Origin of the sequence: Streptomyces sp. NBC_01506, from assembly GCF_045040295.1 — a bacterium.
Taxonomy (GTDB): Bacteria; Actinomycetota; Actinomycetes; order Streptomycetales; family Streptomycetaceae; genus Streptomyces.
Genome location: NZ_CP109422.1, coordinates 8,661,648 through 8,683,313 on the forward strand (window position 1 = coordinate 8,661,648; position 21,666 = coordinate 8,683,313).

Annotated in this window: 18 protein-coding genes and 2 pseudogenes; 13 read left to right on the top strand and 7 right to left on the bottom strand. The window is 69.8% G+C overall.

All coding sequences use genetic code 11. From position 1 onward, the window contains the following. Window positions 1-567 precede the first annotated feature (567 nt). On the top strand, window positions 568-1,590 hold the full coding sequence (locus OG329_RS38885; RefSeq protein WP_405801579.1) for an NAD(P)/FAD-dependent oxidoreductase: 1,023 nt from the start codon (window positions 568-570) through the stop codon (window positions 1,588-1,590). A gap of 269 nt (window positions 1,591-1,859) precedes the next feature. Here the strand turns inward: OG329_RS38885 and OG329_RS38890 are convergent, their stop codons facing one another. The 3 genes and pseudogenes from OG329_RS38890 to OG329_RS38900 form a co-directional block, all read right to left on the bottom strand. Continuing rightward, complete coding sequence (locus tag OG329_RS38890) at window positions 1,860-2,189, bottom strand: hypothetical protein (protein ID WP_405801581.1); 330 nt, start codon at window positions 2,187-2,189, stop codon at window positions 1,860-1,862. A 75-nt stretch (window positions 2,190-2,264) separates the two neighbouring features. Then, window positions 2,265-2,930, bottom strand: a pseudogene (locus OG329_RS38895) (IS5/IS1182 family transposase). Between the two features lie 320 nt (window positions 2,931-3,250). Beyond that, window positions 3,251-3,412 (bottom strand): hypothetical protein, encoded by a 162-nt coding sequence (locus OG329_RS38900; protein WP_405801582.1) that lies wholly within the window; start codon window positions 3,410-3,412, stop codon window positions 3,251-3,253. Between the two features lie 90 nt (window positions 3,413-3,502). Here OG329_RS38900 and OG329_RS38905 point away from each other — a divergent pair. The 3 genes and pseudogenes from OG329_RS38905 to OG329_RS38915 form a co-directional block, all read left to right on the top strand. After that, window positions 3,503-3,738, top strand: a pseudogene (locus tag OG329_RS38905) (IS630 family transposase); the annotation flags it as partial. Between the two features lie 89 nt (window positions 3,739-3,827). Further along, window positions 3,828-4,758, top strand: a protein-coding gene (locus tag OG329_RS38910; protein ID WP_405799383.1) for an IS5 family transposase whose coding sequence is annotated in 2 segments (ribosomal slippage) — window positions 3,828-4,180 and window positions 4,179-4,758 — 933 coding nt in all. Because the reading frame shifts where the segments join, the coding sequence is not laid out codon by codon here. A 260-nt stretch (window positions 4,759-5,018) separates the two neighbouring features. Further along, window positions 5,019-5,939, top strand: coding sequence for a hypothetical protein (locus OG329_RS38915; protein ID WP_405801583.1), 921 nt, complete (start codon window positions 5,019-5,021; stop codon window positions 5,937-5,939). 117 nt (window positions 5,940-6,056) lie between these two features. Here the strand turns inward: OG329_RS38915 and OG329_RS38920 are convergent, their stop codons facing one another. Then, window positions 6,057-6,644: a CGNR zinc finger domain-containing protein gene (locus OG329_RS38920; RefSeq protein WP_405801584.1), complete on the bottom strand. Its 588-nt coding sequence runs from the start codon at window positions 6,642-6,644 to the stop codon at window positions 6,057-6,059. Window positions 6,645-6,736: 92 nt separating this feature from the next. On the opposite strand from OG329_RS38920, the gene OG329_RS38925 reads away from it, so the two are divergent. Beyond that, window positions 6,737-7,429: a haloacid dehalogenase type II gene (locus tag OG329_RS38925; RefSeq protein WP_405801585.1), complete on the top strand. Its 693-nt coding sequence runs from the start codon at window positions 6,737-6,739 to the stop codon at window positions 7,427-7,429. A gap of 137 nt (window positions 7,430-7,566) precedes the next feature. Here the strand turns inward: OG329_RS38925 and OG329_RS38930 are convergent, their stop codons facing one another. Further along, window positions 7,567-7,770 (bottom strand): GrpB family protein, encoded by a 204-nt coding sequence (locus OG329_RS38930; RefSeq protein WP_405801586.1) that lies wholly within the window; start codon window positions 7,768-7,770, stop codon window positions 7,567-7,569. Window positions 7,771-8,028: 258 nt separating this feature from the next. Between OG329_RS38930 and OG329_RS38935 the strand changes: the two genes are divergently transcribed. Continuing rightward, window positions 8,029-9,567: an FAD-dependent monooxygenase gene (locus OG329_RS38935; protein WP_405801588.1), complete on the top strand. Its 1,539-nt coding sequence runs from the start codon at window positions 8,029-8,031 to the stop codon at window positions 9,565-9,567. Here the strand turns inward: OG329_RS38935 and OG329_RS38940 are convergent. After that, the gene (locus OG329_RS38940) at window positions 9,560-10,216 is read right to left on the bottom strand and encodes a ScbR family autoregulator-binding transcription factor (RefSeq protein ID WP_405801590.1); all 657 of its coding nucleotides are present in this window, start codon (window positions 10,214-10,216) and stop codon (window positions 9,560-9,562) included. The genes OG329_RS38935 and OG329_RS38940 overlap by 8 nt on opposite strands. Before the next feature lie 945 nt (window positions 10,217-11,161). On the opposite strand from OG329_RS38940, the gene OG329_RS38945 reads away from it, so the two are divergent. The 3 genes from OG329_RS38945 to OG329_RS38955 are packed head-to-tail and all read left to right on the top strand — an operon-like array spanning window position 11,162 to window position 12,864. Continuing rightward, complete coding sequence (locus tag OG329_RS38945; RefSeq protein WP_405801591.1) at window positions 11,162-11,878, top strand: DDE-type integrase/transposase/recombinase; 717 nt, start codon at window positions 11,162-11,164, stop codon at window positions 11,876-11,878. An 18-nt stretch (window positions 11,879-11,896) separates the two neighbouring features. Further along, complete coding sequence (locus OG329_RS38950; RefSeq protein ID WP_405801592.1) at window positions 11,897-12,424, top strand: Mu transposase C-terminal domain-containing protein; 528 nt, start codon at window positions 11,897-11,899, stop codon at window positions 12,422-12,424. A 14-nt stretch (window positions 12,425-12,438) separates the two neighbouring features. Beyond that, window positions 12,439-12,864: an AAA family ATPase gene (locus tag OG329_RS38955; protein WP_405801593.1), complete on the top strand. Its 426-nt coding sequence runs from the start codon at window positions 12,439-12,441 to the stop codon at window positions 12,862-12,864. A 1,311-nt stretch (window positions 12,865-14,175) separates the two neighbouring features. On the opposite strand, the gene OG329_RS38960 is transcribed toward OG329_RS38955, so the two are convergent. Next, complete coding sequence (locus OG329_RS38960; RefSeq protein WP_405791596.1) at window positions 14,176-15,192, bottom strand: ScbA/BarX family gamma-butyrolactone biosynthesis protein; 1,017 nt, start codon at window positions 15,190-15,192, stop codon at window positions 14,176-14,178. Between the two features lie 809 nt (window positions 15,193-16,001). Here OG329_RS38960 and OG329_RS38965 point away from each other — a divergent pair. The 4 genes from OG329_RS38965 to OG329_RS38980 all read left to right on the top strand — a co-directional run bounded on the left by OG329_RS38965 (window position 16,002) and on the right by OG329_RS38980 (window position 21,585). After that, complete coding sequence (locus OG329_RS38965; RefSeq protein ID WP_405791594.1) at window positions 16,002-16,217, top strand: acyl-CoA carboxylase epsilon subunit; 216 nt, start codon at window positions 16,002-16,004, stop codon at window positions 16,215-16,217. Window positions 16,218-16,332: 115 nt separating this feature from the next. After that, window positions 16,333-17,895: an acyl-CoA carboxylase subunit beta gene (locus OG329_RS38970; protein WP_405791592.1), complete on the top strand. Its 1,563-nt coding sequence runs from the start codon at window positions 16,333-16,335 to the stop codon at window positions 17,893-17,895. A gap of 331 nt (window positions 17,896-18,226) precedes the next feature. After that, window positions 18,227-19,108 (top strand): BTAD domain-containing putative transcriptional regulator, encoded by an 882-nt coding sequence (locus OG329_RS38975; RefSeq protein ID WP_405791590.1) that lies wholly within the window; start codon window positions 18,227-18,229, stop codon window positions 19,106-19,108. Window positions 19,109-19,326: 218 nt separating this feature from the next. After that, complete coding sequence (locus OG329_RS38980) at window positions 19,327-21,585, top strand: (Fe-S)-binding protein (RefSeq protein ID WP_405791588.1); 2,259 nt, start codon at window positions 19,327-19,329, stop codon at window positions 21,583-21,585. The last annotated feature ends 81 nt before the right edge of the window (window positions 21,586-21,666 follow it).

A 21,666-nucleotide genomic window follows, 5' to 3' on the forward strand; every position in this document is an offset into this window, starting at 1 on the left:
TACGCGGCAGACCCCAACCGGCGCCTGGTCGACCGGCGCCGCGCGCCCGCCGGCGCCGCGGCGTGACCCACTCCAGGTGGCCGGTGACGGTCGTTCAACGCACGTGCCCGGCAGAGCAGTTCCGGTCGAACCCGCCTTCTGGGAGCCGTATCAAGCCCGTACGGAGGGCGACTTCCACCGGGAGCTCCACGAGGGCTTGGGCGCGGGGCCCGACGGTCGTCGGCGTCTCCTCGATCACTGCGGCGTCCTGCCGGAGAGGGACCGTACGGCCGGCCTGTGCAACTGACCTCGTACGTGGGGCACTTGCCGGCCGCCGGGATTTCCGGGACCCGGTCGAGGAGAACGAACAAGTCCAACGCCCTCTGCGCAACCTCTGGTACGCGGACGACGCCCACGCTCCGGACGGGCGCCCCGACGACCCATGCCCTGAGGCCCGTCTGCGCAAGGGACTTGAACAACCGGGCGCAGTGTCCCGCATCCAGATCTCGTTCACGGGCGGTCGTCGGTGAGCGGGCGTTGACCCACCAGCCCGCGCGGGCGGACGTCGCGGACGTTAAGGTCGTGATCGTGTCGAACCCAGCAGTGAGTCGGGACTTGGTCGTCGTCGGCGCCGGCATTGTCGGTGCGTCCGTGGCGTATCACGCCGCGCGGGCGGGTGCCGCCGTGACGTTGGTCGACGCCGGGCGCCCAGGCGCCGGCGTGACGGCGGACTCGTTCGCCTGGATCGGAGCGTCTGGTGTGCATAAAGGTCCGGCCGCCGGGCTGCGGGCCACCGCAACGTCGGAATACCACCGACTCGGGGCCGAGTTGCCGGGGCTGCCGGTGACCTGGTCCGGCTCCCTGAGCTGGACCAGGGGGGACAGTGCGCCGGACGTCGGGAACGGGCAGACGATCGTGGACGCGGCCACCGTGGCGACGCTCGAGCCCACCCTTCGGGAGCCGCCGAAGTGGGCTGTCTGGGCGCCGGATGACGGCGCCGTCGACTCGGTGGGCGTGACCGAGCACCTGGTCGCGGGCGCTCGCACCCATGGAGCTCGGGTGCATCTGGACACGCCGGTTACCGCGCTCCGCCGGGATACGGCGGGCCGGATTGCCGGGGTTGAGACGGCGGCGGGACCCCTCTCCGGTGCGACGGTGGTGCTGGCGGCCGGAGTTGCCACGGCCGCGCTGGGCGCGCAGCTCGGCGTGCGCGTCCCGGTCGAACCGTCGCCGTCGCCGCTGTTCCGGCTCCGCGCGCCGGCCGGTCTGGTCCGCCGCGTGGTCAACACTGAGGACTTCGATCTTCGGCAGGTCGCCGCGGACCGGCTGATCGCCGCCGCGGACTCGCCCGAACGGACCCTCGCCGCCGTCCGGTCCACTTTCCGTGGCGCCGGGAGCGTCGAACTGCTCAGCGCCCGAGTCGGAGCGCGTCCCATGCCGGCCGACGGTGAGCCGATCGTCGGCCCGGTCACCGAGGTCCCCGGCCTCTACTTGGCGGTGATGCACTCGGCGGTCACGCTCGCCGCGGCCGTGGGCCGCCTGGTCGCACGGGAGTTGGTCGACGGAACCGTTGAGTCGGCTCTGTCGGGCTGCCGCCCGGATCGCTTCTGAAGGCTGTGCGTCGTCAGGTCTTGTCCGGCCGATCATGTGACTCCTCCGGCCCGATTCGTTGTGCGGTGGGGTGACCTGCCCGAGCGGTTCGGTCCGTGAAAGACCGTCTACGAACACCACCGCCTGTGGTCGGGCGACGGCACCCGGCCTGGACCGCTCGCGTGGGTTGGGTTCACCACAAGCGCCACCTGAGCACGGATGGCCGCTGCCGCCCGCCGCCCCTGATCATCACCCCCCAGGCCGGCGCGTGGACCGCACCTAGGGTTTGTCTAGAAGCTGTTGGTGTGCTGGGTGGGTCGTCCGGGGAAGGCGCGGGAGGCCATCCAGATCGTGAGGTCGCGGGCGATCCGGTTGATGCCGGTCTCGGTGACGACGTCGATTTCGCCGCGGGTGGTGTCGCGGCGGACGATTTCGTACCCGCCTTCGTTCAAGACCGCGACCGAGGTGAACCAGACCGGGTCGTCCTCGTCGGGCTGGATGACGACGAAGGTGTTGTCCGAGATGTCGAGGTCGCCGATCAGCATGAACAGGGCGTCCTCGGACGGGTCGTCGATGTGGTCGCCGCTTACACTCTCGGCCCGGTAGTACGTAGCTCCCATCGCGGTCCTGTCTCCCCTCGACCCGCTGACCTGATCGGGGCCAGGATGACACGGGGGACCGACACTCCCGGCAGGTCACGGCCGTTCGTTGATCGCGGCGATGAGGACGGTTGCCTCGAAGCGGACCGCGAGCTTGTCGAAACGGGTGGCCACCGCCCGGTTCCGGTTCAGCCGGTTGATGCCGCACTCGACCGCGTGCCGGGCCTTGTAGTCCTCGCGGTCGAAGGCACGGCCGTGAACGGCGGGCCGGCTCCCCGCTGACCGGCTGTGACCAGCAGCGACAACGGTTTCTGACCTTGTTCGCAGGCCAGATGAACCTTCGTGGTCCAGCCGCCGCAGGAACGGCCCAGACCGTGATCGTCGGGTTCGGCCTGGCGGCCGCCCGGGGTTCCTTCTGGTCTGGCTGTCGCGCCGGGCACCGGCCGCGTGCTGATGGGCCCGGCAGATCGTGGAGTCGACGTTCACGTCCCCAGGTGATCAGCCCGGAGGCGTCCGCCCGGACGCGTCAGCCCGGGCCTGTAGCCCGGTCAGGACCGCCGACCGGACACCATCGCGTTGCCAGGCGACGGAAGTGCCCAGAGGCCGTCTGCCACAGGCCGTATTCCGTCGGCAGATCCCGCCACGGGCCCCGGTCCCCCGGCCCGCACCTGCTACCGGAGTCCGTCGATCGACCGCCGTCGGCCGGCAACAACGGCCCCAGCGCGTCGCCCACTGGTCATCTGAAAGATCCCCTCGCCCCACACCGAGATCATCACGGCTCGAGGCGCGCGCGGACCCCACCGCGAGTACCTGGTGGCGCCGGGGCATTCGTCACACGACTCCGGAGAAGACCGACAGTCAGGCAGCCGGTCGGCGCAAGGGGTTACGCGGGGGACGGCCACCGGCCTTCGACGGGGAGCGCTACGAGAAGCAGCGAAACACCCTCGAACGAGCCAACAACCGCGTGACGCAGTCCGAGGCGGTGGCTACTGCCTACACGACAAACGCGGCTACGTCTTGCTCGGCGTCGCGATGGCGGCAGCCCTGGTCATCTGGCTGCCGACACGACGACCCGACGCGGTTCAGAGGCTGTCCTCGGCCGGCCGCTGGTGGCCGCACGGCACCGGGCCGCCGTTCTTCTCGAAGACCTCGGCGTCATGACCCGAGTTCACCCACACGGTGATGCCCTGACCATGCACGACCACGTTGAACGGCGACCGCTCCGGCTCCGTCTCGGTCACCACGCTGAACTCTTTCCCCGGACGCATCCAGTGATCGGCTTCCCACGGCTCGACCCACAGGCAGAGCATGCCGCCGGTCTCGGACCAACGATGACGCGTGCTGTACCGCCGCTGCGCCCCGGGCTGCCGGAGAAAGCCACCCACGACTACCGGCGCAACGGAACCACCACGTTGCTCGCGGCTCTGGAAGTGGCCACCGGCAAGGTGACCCACCGGTGCCACGACCGCCACGGCAGGCCGAGTTGGGCGACTTCCTCCGCAAGGTCGCCAACCACGCCGAGATCGATACCCGGCCGCCCAAGAACCCGCGCGTGCAACTGCACTTCACCGCCTGCTGCCGACGATATTCAGGCGCGGGAGACTAGGACTTGTCCGGCCGATCATGTGACTGGTTCATGTCCGGGTCGTTGGTGTGGGCATGGGGCGGGGTGATCTGAGTGATGCCGAGTGGGAACGGCTGCGGCCGTTCCTGCCAGTCAGCAACGGGCGTTGTGGCAGGTGGCGGGACCATCGGCAGGTGATCGACGGGATCCTGCACCGGGTCCGGACCGGTGTTCAGTGGCGTGACCTGCCCGAACGGTTCGGCCCGTGGAAGACCGTCTACGAACGGCACCGGCTGTGGTCGGGCGACGGGACGTGGGAGCGTCTGCTCCAGCATGTCCAGGCCGCCGCGGATGCGGCGGGTGAGATCGACTGGGACATCTCGGTCGACTCCACCATCGTGCGGGCTCATCAGCACGCGGCCGGCGCCCGCACCGACCCGCCGCCGGCACCCGCCTCAAAGGGGGCGACGGTCCAGAACACCAGGGCGAAACCGCCTGGCAGAGTCTGCACGCCCGCCTGGTGGAGGTGGTGCGGGAGGTGAGGGCCTGGGCCGCTCACGCGGCGGGTTCACCACCAAGCTCCACCTGAGCGCAGACGGCCGCTGCCGCCCGCTGTCCCTGATCGTCACACCAGGTCAGGGAGCGGACTGCACCCAGTTCAAGCCGGTCCTGGAGAAGATCCGCATCCCGAAGACCGGGCCTGGCAGGCCCCGCAAGACGCCTGACAGCGTCGCGGCCGACAAGGCTTACAGCAACGGGCCGTGCCGCGAATACCTGAGGCGTCGCGGTATCCGGCACACAATCCCGGAGAAGACCGACAGCCAGGCCGCCCGCCTGCGCAAAGGCTCACGCGGCGGACGGCCACCGGGCTTCGACGAAGACCGGTACAGGAAACGCAACACCGTCGAACGGGCCATCAACCGCCTCAAGCAGCACCGGGCGGTCGCCACCCGCTACGACAAACGCCGCTACGTCTACCTCGGCACCGCAACCGCCGCAGCCCTCACCATCTGGCTCCGAACATGATCGACCGGACAAGTCCTAGTTGGGCGACGTCTCGCCGTGGGCGGACCGGACTGCGGCGCCGAGCGGCGCCGGCGCTCGGTGGCGGTAGCGCTCGGCGGTGGCGCTCGGCGGTCGTGGTGCGAGCCCGCCGAATCCGACTTCGCGCTCCGCCGAACGGCGTAGCGGTCACTGGGCCGCGCTCACCAAGATCAATAACCTGACGCCCGGCGCGTGATGTCGCGTCTGTCGGACAGAAGGCGAGCGACTCAGTGAAACTCCCGATGGCGCAACGCACAGCCTTGGTGAGCGCGGCGACCGCGCTGCTGACGATCCTCGGCACCGTACCGGCGGCCGGTGCGGACGGCGAGTGGCACAAGGTCGGTAACGACTCCCGCAGTGGTGTCAGCGGTCTCGCGTACGAGGGCCCTGCCGGAGACCGGGCCGGCGTGCACGCGCTGTTCGTGCACGACAACAAGCGCGCCGGGCAGCCGCGTCTGTCCCGGCTCACCCATCGCGAGGGCTCCTCGGACGTCGCCCCGATCACCTGGGACGGGCCGGAACCCGTCGATCTGGAGGCCATCGAAGCCATCCCCGAGATGCCGGGGGAGTATCTGGCGCTCACCAGCCGCGGCATCGTCTACCGCCTGAAGGTCACCGGCTCGACGGCGACCGTCGTCGACTACACGCCGCTGCCGGCGATCGGCGAGGGCGACGACTTCGAGAGCCTCGCGCTCGTCGCTCAGCGGGGGAAGCTCGCCGTGCTGTGGGCGGACCGTGGAGCCGGAGCGGACCGTCCGGCCACGCTGTACGCGGCGCCGCTGACGTTCGCCTCGTGGGGGCAGCCGCTGTTCGGTGCCGTGACGCGCCGGGCCTATCGGGCGCCGTACCCGGCCGGCGACGGCACGCGCCACATCTCCGACATCTCGGTGACCGGCGCCGGCCGGATCATCGTGAGTTCGGCGACCGATGCCGGCGACGACGGCCCGTTCGATTCCGCGGTGAGCGACGCGGGCCGGGTGAGCGTGTCGGCGGCGGGCAGCGTACGGGTCACGCTCGCGGCGACCCCCGCCGTACTGGGAACGTTCCCGCAGTACAAGATCGAAGCGGTGGAGTGCCTGCCCGGCTCGGCCGACGCACTCCTGGGCACGGACGACGAAAACCTCGGGGGATACGTACGGACGGCGCCGTTCTGCGGTATCTGACCGTGACACGACGCCGGTCTCCATGAACCGATGAGGTTGACCAATGGGGTCCACCGATGGGTCCGGGGACCGGCGTTCTCGTCGGGGCCAGGGGGCTGCCGGCCGATCAGTAGGCGATCATCGGGCGGGCCGGGGAGGTACGCCCGTAGCCCGCCTGCGTGCTCGATAGGCCGCGGCCTTGACGCGGTTGCCGCACTCGTCCATCCCGCACCAGGTGCGCCGGGCGCCACGCGAGCGGTCGAGATAGATACGAGTGCAGCCGGTGCGACCGCACTCCTTGAGGCAGACGTGAGGATCGGCGAGTACGGCGATGCCGCTTCTGGCTACGTGGGAGAGAACCGCGACGAGGTCACCCGACATACGCAGTCCCGCGTCGCTGAGCTTGATCGTGGGCACCGGCCCTGCGGCTGTCTCGTTGACGATTTCGAGGCTGCGTGGATCGAAGGGGCGGTCGAGCACGCGATCGTAAGCGAGTCGGTAGATCGCTTCTCGCAGTGCCAGCGCCGACTCGAACGCCGGGAGATCGGCGGGGACTTGACCGAGGAGCCCAGGGAGCCCACGGAGCCCGGAGAACTCGCCGCACTCGGCGACCCACCGTTCGAGGTCTGCGGGCGCGGCGAGGGCGTCGACGGGCCCGTCCCGGCGAGACCCCACGGTGCCGGCCAGATCGAGGGCCGTGTTGCCGCTCACGAACGCGAATTTCACGTCACCATCTTGACCGGTGACGAGTCTGCTGGCAAGGTCGTCACCTGCTGAGCCGGTGACGCCGGCATGAACAGGAGAACGCAGGAGAACGCATGGCCGACATCCGCGATATCGAGGTCGTCGTCTTCGACGTCCTCGGAACACTGGTCGATGAACCCGGCGGCCTTCGAACGGCGATTCGCGACGCGATTCCCGCGTCCGGCGATGCCCTTGTCGACGAGTCGCTTTCCTTGTGGCAGCGGCACCGCGAGCGCGAGGAGCGACGCATCGGCCAAGGGCAACGCCCGTACGCCGGCACCGAGACCATCGACGCGGAGGCCGCCCGACGGGTCGCCGACCACGCCCGACTCACGGATCCGGCGGCCATCGCCCGGCTGGCCACAGCGAGTCAGCGCTTGCCCCCCTGGGACGACTCCGTCGCCGCCCTCGACCGGCTCGCGCGCCACTTCGCCGTGCTCGGGCTCTCCAACGCCGGCCGCACCGCTCTGCTACGCCTCAGCGCCCACGCCGGGCTGCGCTGGCACCAGGCGTTGTCCGCCGAAACAGTCCTGGCCTACAAGCCGGCGCCGGAGGTCTACCAACTCGCCATCGACGCCGCCGGATGTCCCCCCGAACGGGTACTCATGGTCGCCGCCCACGCCTGGGACCTGCGCGCGGCTCGGGCAAGGGGCATGCGGACTGCGTACGTCCGGCGACCGGGCGGGGATCCGCCGACGAGTTCCGACGACTTCGACCGGCGTTTCGACCGTCTCGGCGATCTGGTCACCGCGCTGACGACGACGTAGCCGCGGTACGGCCCCACGGAAGCGCCGCCGCATCAATCCGGAATGCATACCCCCCCGCCCCCCGCCCCCCGCCCCCCCCGCCTCGCTCCGGTCGGGATTCCGGTTCTGAGATGCGGCCCTTCAGCCGGCCTGACGGGCTACAGCCATGATGGAGCGCAGCCGACCTGCACGTCGATGACGGGCTTCGCGTCCACGCCGGGCACGGACGTGGAGCCGATGTGTTCGACATCGGCGAAGGCCCACACCACCTGACGTGAGACCTCACGAACGAGCGCCTGCCCCATCTCTGCCCAGGCTGGGTCGTAGGCCACCAGGTGGACGGGCTCATCAAGATCCACCATGGCGGCAGGACTAACCACCGTCGGCCCGCGCGCCGGGTGCGCCGGAGATTCGGGAGGATCGGGGAGTCGGGAGGGCCCTGCTCGCCGGCCCGGACCAACTGGCCGTCCGAGGCTGGGTGTTCGGCGACGGTGGGACCACTACGTAGAACCGTCCGACCGGTATACTCTCTCGGTTTGTGCGCAACCGGCTGATCCGGTCGGTTCCGCGGGAGCGCCTGTGAGTGTGCTGATGGTGTGTCCGGGATTGGGGGGTTCGGGATGGTGGGTGACGTGCGGGCGGAGGTCGTGGTGGTGGGCGGCGGGCCGGTGGGATTGCTCCTGGCTTGTGAGTTGGCGGGGTACGGGGTTCGTACGGTGGTGGTTGAGGAGCGGCAGGGCGTCTCGAAGCGGCCCAAGGCGACGACGATGCATGCGCGGGCGGTGCAGTGTCTGGTGCGGCGTGGCTATCTCGGTGGGTTCGCCGGTGTGGGTGCGCCGGCGGGGTCCGGCCCGGTGAGTGGTGGGTTTCATTTCGCGGGGATGCCGGGGCTGGTGATTTCGGTGCCGGCGGGGGAGCCGGTGCCGGTGATGAAGTGCCCGCAGGAGGAGTTGGAGAGGCATTTCGAGGAGCGGGCGCGGGCCGCTGGTGTGGTGGTTCTGCGCGGTCACCGGGTGAGTGGGGTGCGTCAGGGGCTGGACGGGGCCCGTGTCACGGCGGTGGGGCCGCGTGGGCAGGTGGAGTGTGTGTCGCCGTATGTGGTGGGGGCGGACGGAGCGCGCAGTGTGGTGCGGGAGTTGGCGGGTTTCGATTCCTGGACGTATCCGGCGACGGTCTCGGCGATGGCGGGTGATGTCCGTCTGGAAGAGGCCGGTGCTCTGGAGGCGGGGTGGCACCGGACGGCGCGGGGCTGGCTGGTGGTGAAGGATGTCACGGCGGGGGGCGGGGTGCGTCTGCGGACGCTGAATTGTGAGGGCGCGTCGGGTGTGCGCGACGTGCCGTTGACTTTGCAGGAGTTGCGTCGGGAGGTGTCGTGGATTGCGGGGCGGGAGATCGGGATGGGAGCGCCGCAGTGGCTGAGCAGATTCAGTGACTTCTCCCGGCTTGTGGGGTCCTACCGCAAGGAGCGGATTCTGCTGGCGGGGGACGCGGCGCACGTACATTTCCCGATCGGCGGGCAGGGGTTGAGCACCGGTGTACTGGATGCCCTGAACCTGGGCTGGAAGCTGGCGTTCACAGTGCGCGGCGTCGCGGGTGCGGGGCTGCTCGACACGTACGACCAGGAGCGCAGGCCCGCCGCGCAGCGGGTCATCGACCACACGCGGGCCCAATTGGCCCTGATGCGGCCGGATGCCGAACTTGATCCGCTGCGTGCCGTGTTCGGCGAGCTGCTTGCCAATGGGCCCGAGGGTGGTGTGCTGGCGTCGATGGTCAGTGGCCAGGACACGGTGTTGCCTGCGCGCGGCGCGGATTCCTCTCCCCTGGAGGGGAGTTTTCTGCGGAATGTGGCGCTGACGACGGAGGAGGGCCGTACCGATGTGATCGGCCTGCTGAGCGAGGGGCGGCCGTTGCTCCTGCTCTTCGGCGACGAGACCGGCGCTTGTGCCGGGGGCTATGAGGAGCAGGCGCGTGCGTGGGCGGGGGTGTTGCGGGTGGTGCGTGCGGAGCCGGTGGCTGGCGTGGTGTGTGAGGCGATGTTGGTGCGGCCTGACGGATATGTGGGATGGGCGGCGGGGGGTGGGGAGTTGGGTTCTGCTTTGGGGGCGCTTTTCGGTGAGGGTGGGGTGGTGCACGGTCGCTCTGTGGGTGCGGTCAGGTGAGGCTCGTTTCTTGTGTGGTGGTGAGGGTGGTGTGGAGGGTGGTGGTGCGGGTGTGGGTGAGGTCGAGGGTGGTGAGGGTGGTGGGGGTGGCGGTGTTGGGGAGGATGTGTTGGAGGAGGGTGGTGGTGCGTTGGGGGAGGTCTTGGTAGTTGGTGAGGGTTTGGGACATGGCTTGGATGCCGGCGAAGGCGCCGACGAGGGTTTCGGCGGTTTGGGTGGGTTTGATGTGGGGGAGGAGTTCGCCTTGGTTGTGGGCTTGGGTGAGGAGGGTGGTGCCGAGTTGGGTCCAGCGTTGGAAGGGTGCTTGGCGGTTGAGTTGGTGGTTGTGTGGGTCGAGGGTGAGGCGGACGCCGGCGCGGACGAGGGGGTCGGTTTGGAGGCGGTAGGCGTGGAGGAGGATGGTGTCGATTATTTGTTGGGTTTTGCAGGGGTGGTCGGGGGTGGTGGGTTGGTGGTCCTGTTCGTGGATGACGCCTTCGGCGAGGTGTTCTTTGGAGGGGAAGTGGAAGTAGAGGGCGCCTTTGGTGACGCCTGCGGTGGTGAGGATTTCGTTGATGGTGGCGGCTTGGTAGCCGCGTTGTTCGAAGACTTTGGCGGCGGCGGTGAGGATGGTGCGTCGGGTGCGGATGGCGCGGTGTTGGGTGGCCATGGGGTGGTCTCCTTGTGTGTGTGGTGAGCCCGGAGACCCTTTTGATACCGTCTGGTTCGTATCTTAGCGTGGTGGGGTGTGGGGGTGGGGTTGTGCGGTTTGGGGGTGGTGGGTTGGGGTGGGCTGTTGGGGGTTTTGTGTATGGGGTGTGGGTGTTGTGTGTCTGGGTTGTGGGTGGGTGTTGTTGCGGGGTTCGGGGGTGGTGTGGGGGTGTGGTTGTGGTGCTGGTCCGGGGGTGTTGCCGGCTTGTTCCTGGGGGTTCGTGGGGGTGGCCGGGTGGCCGGGTGGCTGGGTGTTGCTGTGTTGTGGAGGGTTTTTCCGTGTTCTGTGTCTGCGGGGGCTGTGGGTGGGTGTTTGTGGGTTGCGGGGGGTGGGTGTTGGGGGGTGGGGTGGCCGGCGGGGGTTGTGTTTCTGTGGGGGTGGTGTCGGCTGTGGTGGGGGTGGTGTCGGCTGTGGTGGGGGTTGTGGTGGTGTTGTTGGTTTGGGGCCGGGTGTGGGGCGGGGTGTGCGGGTCTGTGTGTGGGGGTGGGCTGTCGGTGGCGGGTCCCGGCTCGGGCCCCGGGTTCTGGTGTCGCCGACGCGGTCGCCGCGGTGGTGGGTGCCTGGTGGTCGGTGACGTCCTGGTGGCCGGCCGTCGGCGCGGTGTCGCCCTGGCTTGCGGCCTGTGCGGTGACCTGTGGGATGCTGCTGGTCCCTGCCTGGTCTGCGAAGACGGTCAACATGAGTTGCCCCTGGCGCCACGCCGGTCCCTCCTGTCGGCCTCTGTGCGTGCGTCTGTCGACGCCGTGATCGTGAGGCAGGTGGGCGGGTGGCAGGGCAGGAAGGCCGGATGCGGCTGGGACGGGTTCAGGTGATCGGGCTGTTCCGCTGCATGGTGATCAGGGAAGTGGCCGGCCCGGTCCTGTCGCGCCGTCGACGCGGCGCTCTGGTGCGGGAGTTGCGGTGGTGGCTCATGTTGATCGGGACGGCCGGGCGGTGCGGATCACCCGGTGGACGCTGGACCGCTGGATCATGGGATGGTGCCGGGGCGGTTTCGGTGCCCTGGTGCCCTCGCCCCGCCAGTCGCGGTTCCGCACCCCGCTGGAGGTGATGGAGCTCGCCGTTTCGCTGAAGAAGGAGGACCCGGCGCGGTCGGCCGCGCAGATCCGCCGGATCATCGCCGCCCGGCTCGGCTGGGCCCCGGACGAGCGCACCATCCAGCGCATGATCGTTCGTGGGGGTCTGGCCGCCTTGCAGGCCCCGGCCTCGCCCGCCGTCTTCGGCCGGTTCGAGGCCGAGGGGCCCAGCGAACTCTGGACCGGGGACGCGTTGCACGGGCCGGTGGCGGAGGGCAGGAAAGCGTATCTGTTCGCGTTCATCGGCGATCACTCGCGGGCTGTGGTCGGCCTCCGGTGGGGCTTCTCGGAGGACGCCGTCCGTCTGGCCGCCGCTCTGCGGCCGGCTCTTGCCTCGCGCGGTGTCCCGCGTCTGGTCTACGTCGGCAACGGCAGCGCGTTCGTGGACTCGTGGCTGCTGCGGGCGTGCGCGAGACTCGGCATCAGGCTCGTGTATTCCACGCCCGGCCGCCCGCAGGGCAGGGGCGGGATCGAACGGTTCTTCCGCATGGTGAACAGCGAGTTCGTTGTCGAGATGGCTTCCGGCGACGGACAACCGGGCCGGTAGATCACCAGCCTGCTGGAGATGGACCGGCTGTTCACCGTCTGGGTCGAGAACGTCTGCCACCGCCGGGTCCACTCCGAGACCGGAGCCGCCCCGTTCGGCCGGTGGGTGGCCGGCAGTCCCTTCCCGGTCCGCGCCCCGGCGGACCTCGCGGAAGCCTTCCGCTGGTCGGAATACCGGACCGTCTCCAAGACCGCGCTGGTCTTGCTGCACGGCAACCGCTGTCAGGTCGGCCCGCTTCTGTCCGGGCAGCGCGTCGAGCTGGTCTTCGACCCCTTCGACCTGTCCTTCCTGCGGGTCCGCGTCAACAGCCAGGACGCCGGGACCGCGCTGCCCTTCCAGATCAGCCGCCACTCCCACCCCGGGGCACGGCCGGAAACCCTGGCCGAACTGCCCCGCCCGACCACCGGGATTGACTACCTCGGCCTCATCGACGCGGCCCACACACACGCACGCTCGCCGACAAGGTCAACTACGCGGCCTTCGCCGAACCCGAACCCGGAACCCCGCCCGAGCAGTGACCCACCCGGTCCACCCCGCGGCAACTGACCAGGAGAATCACCGTGATTGAGAAGCTCCAGGCCCACTACGGGTTCAACCGCGTGCCCTTCGGCCGCGACCTCGCACCCGGCATGCTCCACCGCCACGCGTCCCACAACGAGGCCGTCGCCCGCATCGGCTGGTGCATCGCGGAACGCTCGATCGGCGTGGTCACCGGCGAGGTCGGCGCGGGCAAAACCGTCTCCGTCCGCACCGTTCTGCACAGCCTCGACCCGTCGAAACACACCGTGATCTATCTGCCGAACCCGATGACCGGGGTCCGTGGCATCCACGAAGCGATCGTCGCCGCCTTCGGCCAGCCGCCCGCCCATCTCGGCTCCCGGCCCACCGCCCGGACAGGCCAGGCGCTTACCGCCGGAGGTGAGGAACGCGGAACGGGGACGTACTCCGGTCCTGGTCCTGGACGGGGCCCAGTTGCTCAACTGTGAACAGTTCGAAGCCATCCGTATGCTCACCAGCACCGCCGTGGACCGGGACTCGTCTCTGTCCTGCCTGCTCGTGGGCCGGCCCGCCCTCCGCCGCACGGTGAAACTCGCCGTCCTCGCGTCCTCGCGTCCTCGCCGTCCTCGGACAGCGGACGGCGGCTGCATGATGCCCGGCATGACCGGGACCGGGACCGGGACTGCCGGCTGCGTCAGGCAGCACCTTGGACTCGCGGGGCGGGCCGGCCGGCTCTTCACCGAGGACGCCGTCGACCTTGTCCGCACCACCGTCGGCGGTTTGCCCCGCGCGGTCGGCAACCTCTGCCTGTCATCCCTCGTCGCTGTATTCGCCGGCGGCAAGGTCCGCCGGCGGCGAGAAGGCGGCCCGGTCCGCTGTCATCGAGATCCTTGGCCGGCCCCATCGGCACCTTGCCGGCCGAACCGGTACCTTGCCGGCAACCGCCCCGCTGGAGCCACCCCGGCGGGGTGGCCGCGTTCTCACTCATCGGCACCGTCGGTGCCGCGCCCGCCGGCATTTTCAACGTCGCCCAACAGCCGGTGGGGGTTTGACGGTCCCGGCTGCTTTGCTGTGTGTGTCCGTCTGGATCCGGGCCGGGTGGCTTCCGTCGGTCAGGACGTCTTCGGCCCTGCGGGCCCTCCGCGGTTCCGTCGGCCACGGCAGGCGGGTACCGGGGTCGCGAAGCCGGTGCCGGCGAGCCGGGCCCCGGGATCGGTGATCAGTGACGTGCCCTTCCGGCATGCCCTTCCGGCATGCCGTTCCGGTTCGTCGGACATGGTCCGCTCGGAGTCCTTCCAGCCGGCGGTCACCGGGTCCGGCACTGGGTGGGAGGAGTGTTCCGCCACAGCGGTCGTTCGCGTCGTCGGGTGGCCCGTGGGGCTGCGCCGGGAGCCGGACGTGCCGAACGCCGCTGCCCGGTTGCCGGCCGGGTCGGGAACCACCGGGCGGCAGTATGCCCGTCGACGGCCGGAACGCTCGGTCCGTGAAGGAGCCCGGGGGCTGCTTCCCAGCGGCCGGGCCACCTCACGAAAGGTTTGGGGGTGGTGGGTGGTGTGGTTCCGGCTCGCGGGCTTCCCGGCCCCTGGGCTTCTCGGGTCTCTCGTCCCCCGGCTCTCGGGCTTCCCGGCTTCCCCGGGCCTCTTGCCTTGGGCTTCCCGGCCTTCGGGCTTTGCGGCTCCTGGGTTTTCCGGGTCTCTCGTTCCCGGGCCTTCTGGCCTTCTGGTTCTCTGGTTCCTCTTTCCGGTTTCCCGGTTTCCCGGTTTCCCGGTTTCCCGGTGTGTGTTGGTGGGGGTTGGGGGTCAGGGGGGTGGGGTGGTGGTGATGGTGGCGTGGAAGGCGGGGGTTTGGTTCTGGTGGGCGGTGATGTGGATGGTTGGGGGGTGGGGTTGGGGGGTGGGGGTGTGGTGGGTGGTGATGGTGCAGGGGGTGTCGAGTTCGACGTAGCGGGTGAATTGGCTGGTGATGGTCAGGGGGAGGTTGGGGTGGCCGAGGGTGGCGGTGGTGGCCTGGCGGGCGGCTTCGAGGAGGACCATGCCGGGGATGTGGTCGACGGGGTGGTCGAAGAGGACGGGGTGGCGGGTGTCGGTGTGCAGTTGCCAGTGGTGGGGGTGGGGGAGGGGGGAGATGACGACGTCGGCGGGTGTGAGGCGTCCGACGGTGTGGGGGGAGGCGGGGATGGTGGTGGGGGGTGTGGTGGTGCGGTGGTCGTGGGTGAGGGCTGTGGTGGGGCGCAGTCGTTGGTAGACCTTGGGGCTGATGCAGGTGAAGGAGCCGCCTCCGGTGGCGGCGAGCTGGCCGTTGCGGTGGATGTGTATGTCCAGGCGGCAGCTTGCGAGGATGCCGCGGCGTTGGCGTATCCGGGTGCAGGTGACGTGGAGTTCGAGGCCGGTGGGTGTGTGGTCCAGGCGCAGGTGCTGGGGCTGGATGTTCACGTGGAGTTGTTCGACGAGCAGGTGGTGGCCCAGAGGGACGCCGAGTTCGGTGTGTGCGAGGAGGATTCCGGTCTGTCTGATTGTTTCGGCGGCGATCAGGGGGTCGTGGCAGCCGTCGATGCCGGTGAAGAAGCTGTGTCTGCGGGGCCATTGGGCGGTGAGGGTGAACCGGTGGCCGTCCAGGCGTTGCCAGCCGGTGAGCAGGACGTCGGCGGTGCTGGCGCGGTGGACGAGTTCTTTGGGGACGGTGGTGGTCAGGGGCGGTTGGTGGTGGGGTGCGGGGGTTTTGTGCGGGGTTCTGGTGTCGTTTCCCGGGTGTGCGGCGGCGGTGGCGGTGGTGGTGGGTGACGCGGGGGTGGTGGCACGGCAGGTGCTCGCAGGCATGTCTGTTCCCCCTGGGTGGCGTTGGCGTGCTGTCAGTGGTGCTGATGCTGTCGCTGGTGCTGTTGGGGTCAGGCCAGCGAAGATACATACCGCCCTGTTTGCTTTCTAGCGGTATGAGGCACTCCGCCTGTGCGGCTTGCGGAAGGCGGGGTTCCCTATCGGGTCCCGTCCGCCCGGTGTCCGGGGGCGGGCGGCCTGCTCCGCCCCGGTGGCGGTGGCGGGGTGGGGGTGGGGGTGGCGGGGTGCAGCCGCACCCCCGGGCCCCGGGCGGGCGACCGGTGGTGCCCGGCCGGGCACCGGGCCCGTCTGCCGGCCCCCCTCGGCGCGTGTTCCGGGTCCCGCGAACCTGTGTGCCGTGTTCCGGGCCGTCTGCTGCCGTGTTCAGGGTCTGTTTTCCGGTCCCGGGCCGGCTTCCGGGCGTCATCCTCCAGCCCGGCGTTCTGTGTTCCGGGTTCCGGGTCTGTCTCTCCGCGCCCGGGCTGTCTTCCGCGTTCCCCCCCCGGCTCCCGGCCCCCGGGGGTCTTGTTCTGTGTTCCGGTCTGTCTTCCGGCCTTTGGCTGTTCTTCCGGGTCCGCCCCGGCCCCTGGGGCCTGTGTTCCGGGTTGCGGGTTGGTGGGCTGTCTTCCCGCCGTGGTCGTCTTCCGGGCACCGGGTTTGTCTTCCCGTTCAGGTCTTTTGGGTTCCGCCCGGCCCCTGGGGCCTGTGTTCCGGGTTGCGGGTTGGTGGGCTCGAGTGGTTTGTCAGTGCTTCTCGAGTGTTCTGGCCGACGATGGGCGTGACGGTGGCCGGGAGAGGCGGAGGGGAAGGGGGTGGGCCGGGTGGAGGGTGTGCCGGTGGTGGTGCGGGTGGAGCGTGGGCGGGCCGGTGCGGAGGAGTTGGCGGCTCTCGCGGCGGTGCTGCTGGCTGTGCGGGCGCGTGGCCGGGCGGGGGCCGGTCCCGGTTTCCGGCGTGGGGGTGGGGTGTTGCCGGGGTGGGGCTGGTGGGAGCGTGCGGGGGGTTATGTGGCGCCGGGCAGTTGGCGGTGAGTTCTGCGGCCGGTGCCGGTGCCGGTGGCGGGGGCTGTCTGCCGTGTGGGGGTGTTGTTTCGTCGGGGCCGGGGTGTGATCTCTCCGGTCTGTCCCGGAAAGGGGGGCGGGGTTGGTGACGGTGACGGGTGGTCTGCGTGGTGAGGTGGCGCGGCTGGGGGAGATCAGGGCGCGGGCGCTGGGCGGGCCGGGTGAACGTGCGACCGGGGCTCAGCATGCCAAGGGCAAGCTGACGGTCCGTGAGCGGATCGGGCTGCTGCTGGATGAGGGGTCGTTCCGGGAGGTCGAGCAGTTGCGGCGGCACCGGGCGACGGGGTTCGGGCTGGAGGCGAAGCGTCCGTACACCGATGGTGTGGTGACCGGGTGGGGGTCGGTCGAGGGCCGCACGGTGTTCGTGTATGCGCATGATTTCCGGATTTTCGGGGGTGCGCTGGGTGAGGCGCACGCGGAGAAGATCCACAAGATCATGGACATGGCCATCTCGGCCGGCGCCCCCCTCGTCTCGTTGAACGACGGTGCGGGGGCGCGTATCCAGGAGGGTGTCTCGGCGCTCGCGGGCTACGGGGGGATCTTCCAGCGCAATACGCGGGCGTCGGGGGTGATCCCGCAGATCAGTGTGATGCTCGGCCCCTGTGCGGGCGGTGCGGCCTACAGTCCGGCGCTGACGGATTTCGTGTTCATGGTGCGCGGGACCTCGCAGATGTTCATCACCGGCCCGGACGTGGTCAGGGCCGTCACCGGTGAGGAGATCACCCAGAACGGCCTGGGCGGGGCGGATGTGCACGCGGAAACCTCGGGGGTGGCGCACTTCGCCTACGACGACGAGGAGACGTGCATCGCGGAGGTGCGCTACCTGCTGGCGATGCTGCCCTCCAACAACCGGCAGAACCCGCCCGCCGCCGAGTCCCACGACCCGCCCGCACGCCGCTCCGATGTACTCCTCGACCTGGTGCCGGCCGACGGCAACCGCCCCTACGACATGCGTGAGGTCATCGCCGAACTCGTCGACGACGGGGACTTCCTGGAGATCCACGAACGCTGGGCCACCAACATCATCTGCGCCCTGGCCCGCCTCGGCGGGCAGGTGGTGGGCATCGTCGCCAACCAGCCGCGCTCTCTCGCCGGTGTGCTGGACATCGAGGCGTCGGAGAAGGCCGCCCGCTTCGTGCAGATGTGCGACGCGTTCAACATCCCCCTCGTCACCCTGCTGGACGTGCCCGGGTTCCTGCCCGGGGTGGACCAGGAACACGGCGGCATCATCCGCCACGGGGCCAAACTCCTCTACGCGTACTGCAACGCGACGGTGCCGCGGATCTCGCTGATCCTGCGCAAGGCGTACGGGGGTGCTTACATCGTCATGGACTCCCGGTCCATCGGCGCCGACCTCACCTACGCCTGGCCGACCAACGAGATCGCGGTGATGGGCGCCGAGGGCGCCGCCAACGTCATCTTCCGCAGGCAGATCGCCGACGCCGAAGACCCCGAGGCCATGCGCCGGCGCATGGTCAAGGAGTACAAGGCGGAGCTGATGCACCCCTACTACGCCGCGGAACGCGGGCTGGTCGATGACGTCATCGACCCCGCCGAGACCCGCGAGGTCCTCATCTCGGCCCTCGCCATGCTCCGCACCAAGCACGCCGATCTACCCTCACGCAAACACGGCAACCCCCCGCAGTGAGGACGGAGGCACAGGCGATGACCGCCCCGCACCGGCCAAGCGGTACGGCGGGTCTGTTATGCCTGTCCGGAAACGGCCTCCGTGGCCGTATCACCGCCCGCCGGCCGGAACGTGACCCGGCGCCGGCCCGCACGGCACCCGGTCTTCTTCCCGCGGGCCGGTGCCCGTGCGAGGGTGAACTCCCATATCACAGGCGTGTACGGACCGGCCGCACACGCCCTGCTGTACGGTGCATCAAAACAGCGCGGGGGGTTTGCTGTTGACAAACCGTCTGTCCTGTTTTGTACTCGTGAGGTGCCGGATAACAGCACACACCTAGGGGGGCCACGGCGTGCAGATCGACGTACTGGGCGTATTGGACGTCAAGGAGAACGGGGCGTCCATAGCCCCTACTGCGCCGAAGCCCCGGCAGGTGCTCGCCCTTCTGGCGCTGTGCGCCGACCGGGTGGTGCCCGTCTCCGCCCTCATCGACGAGCTGTGGGCGGGCAGGCCGCCGCGCAGCGCGCGCACCACGCTGCAGACCTATGTGCTGCAGTTGCGCGACCTGATCACCCTCGCGCTGCGCCGGCAGGCGCCCGGCGCCGATCACACCGGGCCCCCGGCGCGCAGGGCCAAGGACGTCCTGGTCACCTCGCCCGGCGGGTACATGCTCGTCCTGGGCGAGGGCAGCAGTGACGTCCGGGAGTTCGAACGGCTCTCGGGCATGGGCTACCGCGCCCTGGACGCGGGGGACTTCAAGGGCGCCTCGCGGCTGCTGTGCGAGGCGCTGGCCCTGTGGACCGGCCCGGCCTTCGCCGACGTACAGACCGGTGTGCAACTGGAGATGGAGGCCAGACGCCTGGAGGAGAGCCGGCTGTGCGCCCTCGACCAGCGCATCGAGGCCGACCTCAGACTCGGCCGCCACCGCGAACTGCTCGCCGAGCTGACGGTGCTGACCAGCCGTTACAGCACCCACGAGAACCTGCACGCCCAGTTCATGCTGGCGCTGCACCGCTCGGGCCGGCGCGGCGAGGCCCTGGACGTCTACCACCGGCTGCGCGGCACCCTGGTGCGGGACCTGGGCCTGGAGCCCTCGCCGCGGCTGCGCCAGCTCCAGCAGTCGATCCTTGTCGCCGCGCCGGAGGCCCCGCTCGCGGAGCAGCAGGCGCCCGCCGCCGCTGCCCCGGCCGGCGCCGCCCGCACGGGCGCCGCGGGCCCTTTACGCGTCAACTGACGCCCGCCGCACACCGGCAGGTGCCCGCCGCACACCGGCAGGTGCCCGCCGCACACCGGCCGGTGCCTGTTGTGCGCCGGCCGGTGCCCGTTTCGTGTCAACCGGTGTGCGGCGCGGGCGCCGTGGCCCGGCGGCGGTGTGTGTGAGTGGGTGGCTTCGGACGGCCAGTTAAGTTACCGTCTGGTAGCCGTCTTTCGCAGGTCCGAGGAGCCCCACTCATGCAACTCGTCGCGATCATCGTGTCGCTGGCCCTGATCGTGAGCGGCCTCGCGCTGTTCGGCCGGGCCACCGCGCGGATCTACCGCCTCGTCAGGCTCGGCCGGCCCGTCCCCGCCCGCCTGCGCACCGGTGATCCCTACCGGCGCAGCGTGATGCTGGCCACGGAGTTCGCCGCCCACACCCGTATGAACCGCTGGGGCGTCATCGGCCTCGCGCACTGGTTCGTGGCCGTGGGCTTCTACGCGCTGCTCCTGACGATCGTCAACGCCACCGGGCAGCTTTTCCAGGCCGACTGGGTGCTGCCGTACATCGGCCACTTCACGCCCTACAACGTCCTCGTGGAGTTCCTGGGCACGATGACGGCGCTGGGTGTGCTGCTCCTGATCGCCGTGCGCCAGCTCAGCCGGCCCTCGGGTCCCGGGCGCAAGTCCCGCTTCGCCGGCTCGCGGACGGGCCGGGCGTACTTCGTGGAGACGGTCATCGTCGTGGTGAGCCTGTGCATCGTGGTGCTGCACGCCCTGGAGGGCGCCCTGCACCATGTCGAGGGCTACGAGGCGGCGTACTTCATCACCTACCCGCTGGTCACCTGGTTCTCGGGGATGAGCACGCCCACCCTGCACAACCTCGTCTACCTCGTCGCCATGATCAAGATCGCGGCCTCCTTCATCTGGATGATCACGATCTCGCTGGACATCACCATGGGTGTCGCCTGGCACCGTTTTCTCGCTTTCCCGAACATCTGGTTCAAGCGCAACGCGGACGGGGCCACGGCGCTGGGTGCGCTGCTGCCGATGGTGTCGGGGGGCAGGGAGATCGATTTCGAGGACCCGGGCGAGGACGACGTGTTCGGTGTTTCACGGGTGGAGGAGTTCTCCTGGAAGGGGATTCTGGATTTCTCCACGTGTACGGAGTGCGGGCGCTGTCAGTCGCAGTGTCCGGCGTGGAACACGGGCAAGCCGCTGTCGCCGAAGCTGCTGATCATGTCGCTGCGGGACCACGCGCACGCGAAGGCGCCGTATCTGCTGGCGGGCGGGGAGAACGCGTCCGCGGGGGCGCTCGAGGGTGTGCCGGCGGGGGCTGTCGCGGAGGCGGGGCGGCCGTTGGTGGGGACGCTGGAGGAGGGCGGGGTGATCGATCCGGACGTGCTGTGGTCGTGCACCACGTGCGGGGCGTGTGTCGAGCAGTGCCCCGTCGACATCGAGCATGTGGACCACATCGTGGACATGCGCCGCTACCAGGTGATGATCGAGAGCTCGTTCCCCTCCGAGGCCGGCACGATGCTGAAGAACCTGGAGAAGAAGGGCAACCCCTGGGGCCTGGCGAGGAAACAGCGCCTTCAGTGGACCGAAGAGGTCGACTTCCCCGTCCCGGTCGTCGGGCGGGACGTCGAGGACCTGGGCGAGGTCGACTACCTGTACTGGGTCGGCTGCGCCGGGGCGCTGGAGGACCGGGCGAAGAAGACGACGAAGGCGTTCGCGGAGCTGCTGCACATCGCCGGGGTGAGCTTCGCGATCATGGGCGGGGACGAGAAGTGCACCGGTGACTCGGCCCGGCGCCTGGGCAACGAGCCGCTGTTCCAGCAGCTCGGCCAGGAGAACGTCGCACTGCTCAACACCGCCTTCGGCGAAGACGGCGAGGACGACAACGACAACGGGTCGGCCAGGAAGGCGAGGTCGGCGAAGAGGATCGTCGCGACGTGCCCGCACTGTCTGAACACCCTGGGCAACGAGTACCCGCAGCTCGGCGGTGACTACGAGGTCATCCACCACACCCAGTTGCTCCAGCACCTGATCGACGAGGGGAAACTGGTCCCCGTCACCCCCGTCGAGGGCCTGATCACCTATCACGACCCCTGCTACCTCGGGCGCCACAACAAGATCTACACCCCGCCGCGGGAGATCATGACGGCCGTCCCGGGCCTGCGCCAGCAGGAGATGCACCGCCACAAGGAACGCGGCTTCTGCTGCGGCGCCGGCGGCGCGCGGATGTGGATGGAAGAACGCATCGGCAAACGCATCAACAACGAACGCGTCGACGAAGCCCTTTCGCTCAACCCCGACATCGTCTCCACCGCCTGCCCCTTCTGCCTCGTCATGCTCACCGACTCACTCAACGGCAGGAAGAACGACGGCCAGGCCAAAGAATCCCTCCAGGTCGTCGACGTCGCCCAGCTCCTCCTCGACTCGGTACACACCCCCGCCGACCCCCAGGACTCCACCGAACCGGCCACCGAACCGCAGCCGGAGCCCGCGGCGTAACGCCGCACGGTGATCGGCAATGTTCCCCCCACCCATGAAACCGCTTGAGCGGTTTGTTAGCCTGTGGTGCGTGGCCGGGCC

Coding starts and splice junctions, on each gene's coding strand:
- OG329_RS38890 (WP_405801581.1), bottom strand. CDS start 2,189: ATGGGAGCTACGTACTACCGGGCCGAGAGTGTAAGCGGCGACCACATC.
- OG329_RS38915 (WP_405801583.1), top strand. CDS start 5,019: ATGGCGCAACGCACAGCCTTGGTGAGCGCGGCGACCGCGCTGCTGACG.
- OG329_RS38925 (WP_405801585.1), top strand. CDS start 6,737: ATGGCCGACATCCGCGATATCGAGGTCGTCGTCTTCGACGTCCTCGGA.
- OG329_RS38930 (WP_405801586.1), bottom strand. CDS start 7,770: ATGGTGGATCTTGATGAGCCCGTCCACCTGGTGGCCTACGACCCAGCC.
- OG329_RS38935 (WP_405801588.1), top strand. CDS start 8,029: ATGGTGGGTGACGTGCGGGCGGAGGTCGTGGTGGTGGGCGGCGGGCCG.
- OG329_RS38940 (WP_405801590.1), bottom strand. CDS start 10,216: ATGGCCACCCAACACCGCGCCATCCGCACCCGACGCACCATCCTCACC.
- OG329_RS38950 (WP_405801592.1), top strand. CDS start 11,897: ATGGACCGGCTGTTCACCGTCTGGGTCGAGAACGTCTGCCACCGCCGG.
- OG329_RS38960 (WP_405791596.1), bottom strand. CDS start 15,192: ATGCCTGCGAGCACCTGCCGTGCCACCACCCCCGCGTCACCCACCACC.
- OG329_RS38980 (WP_405791588.1), top strand. CDS start 19,327: ATGCAACTCGTCGCGATCATCGTGTCGCTGGCCCTGATCGTGAGCGGC.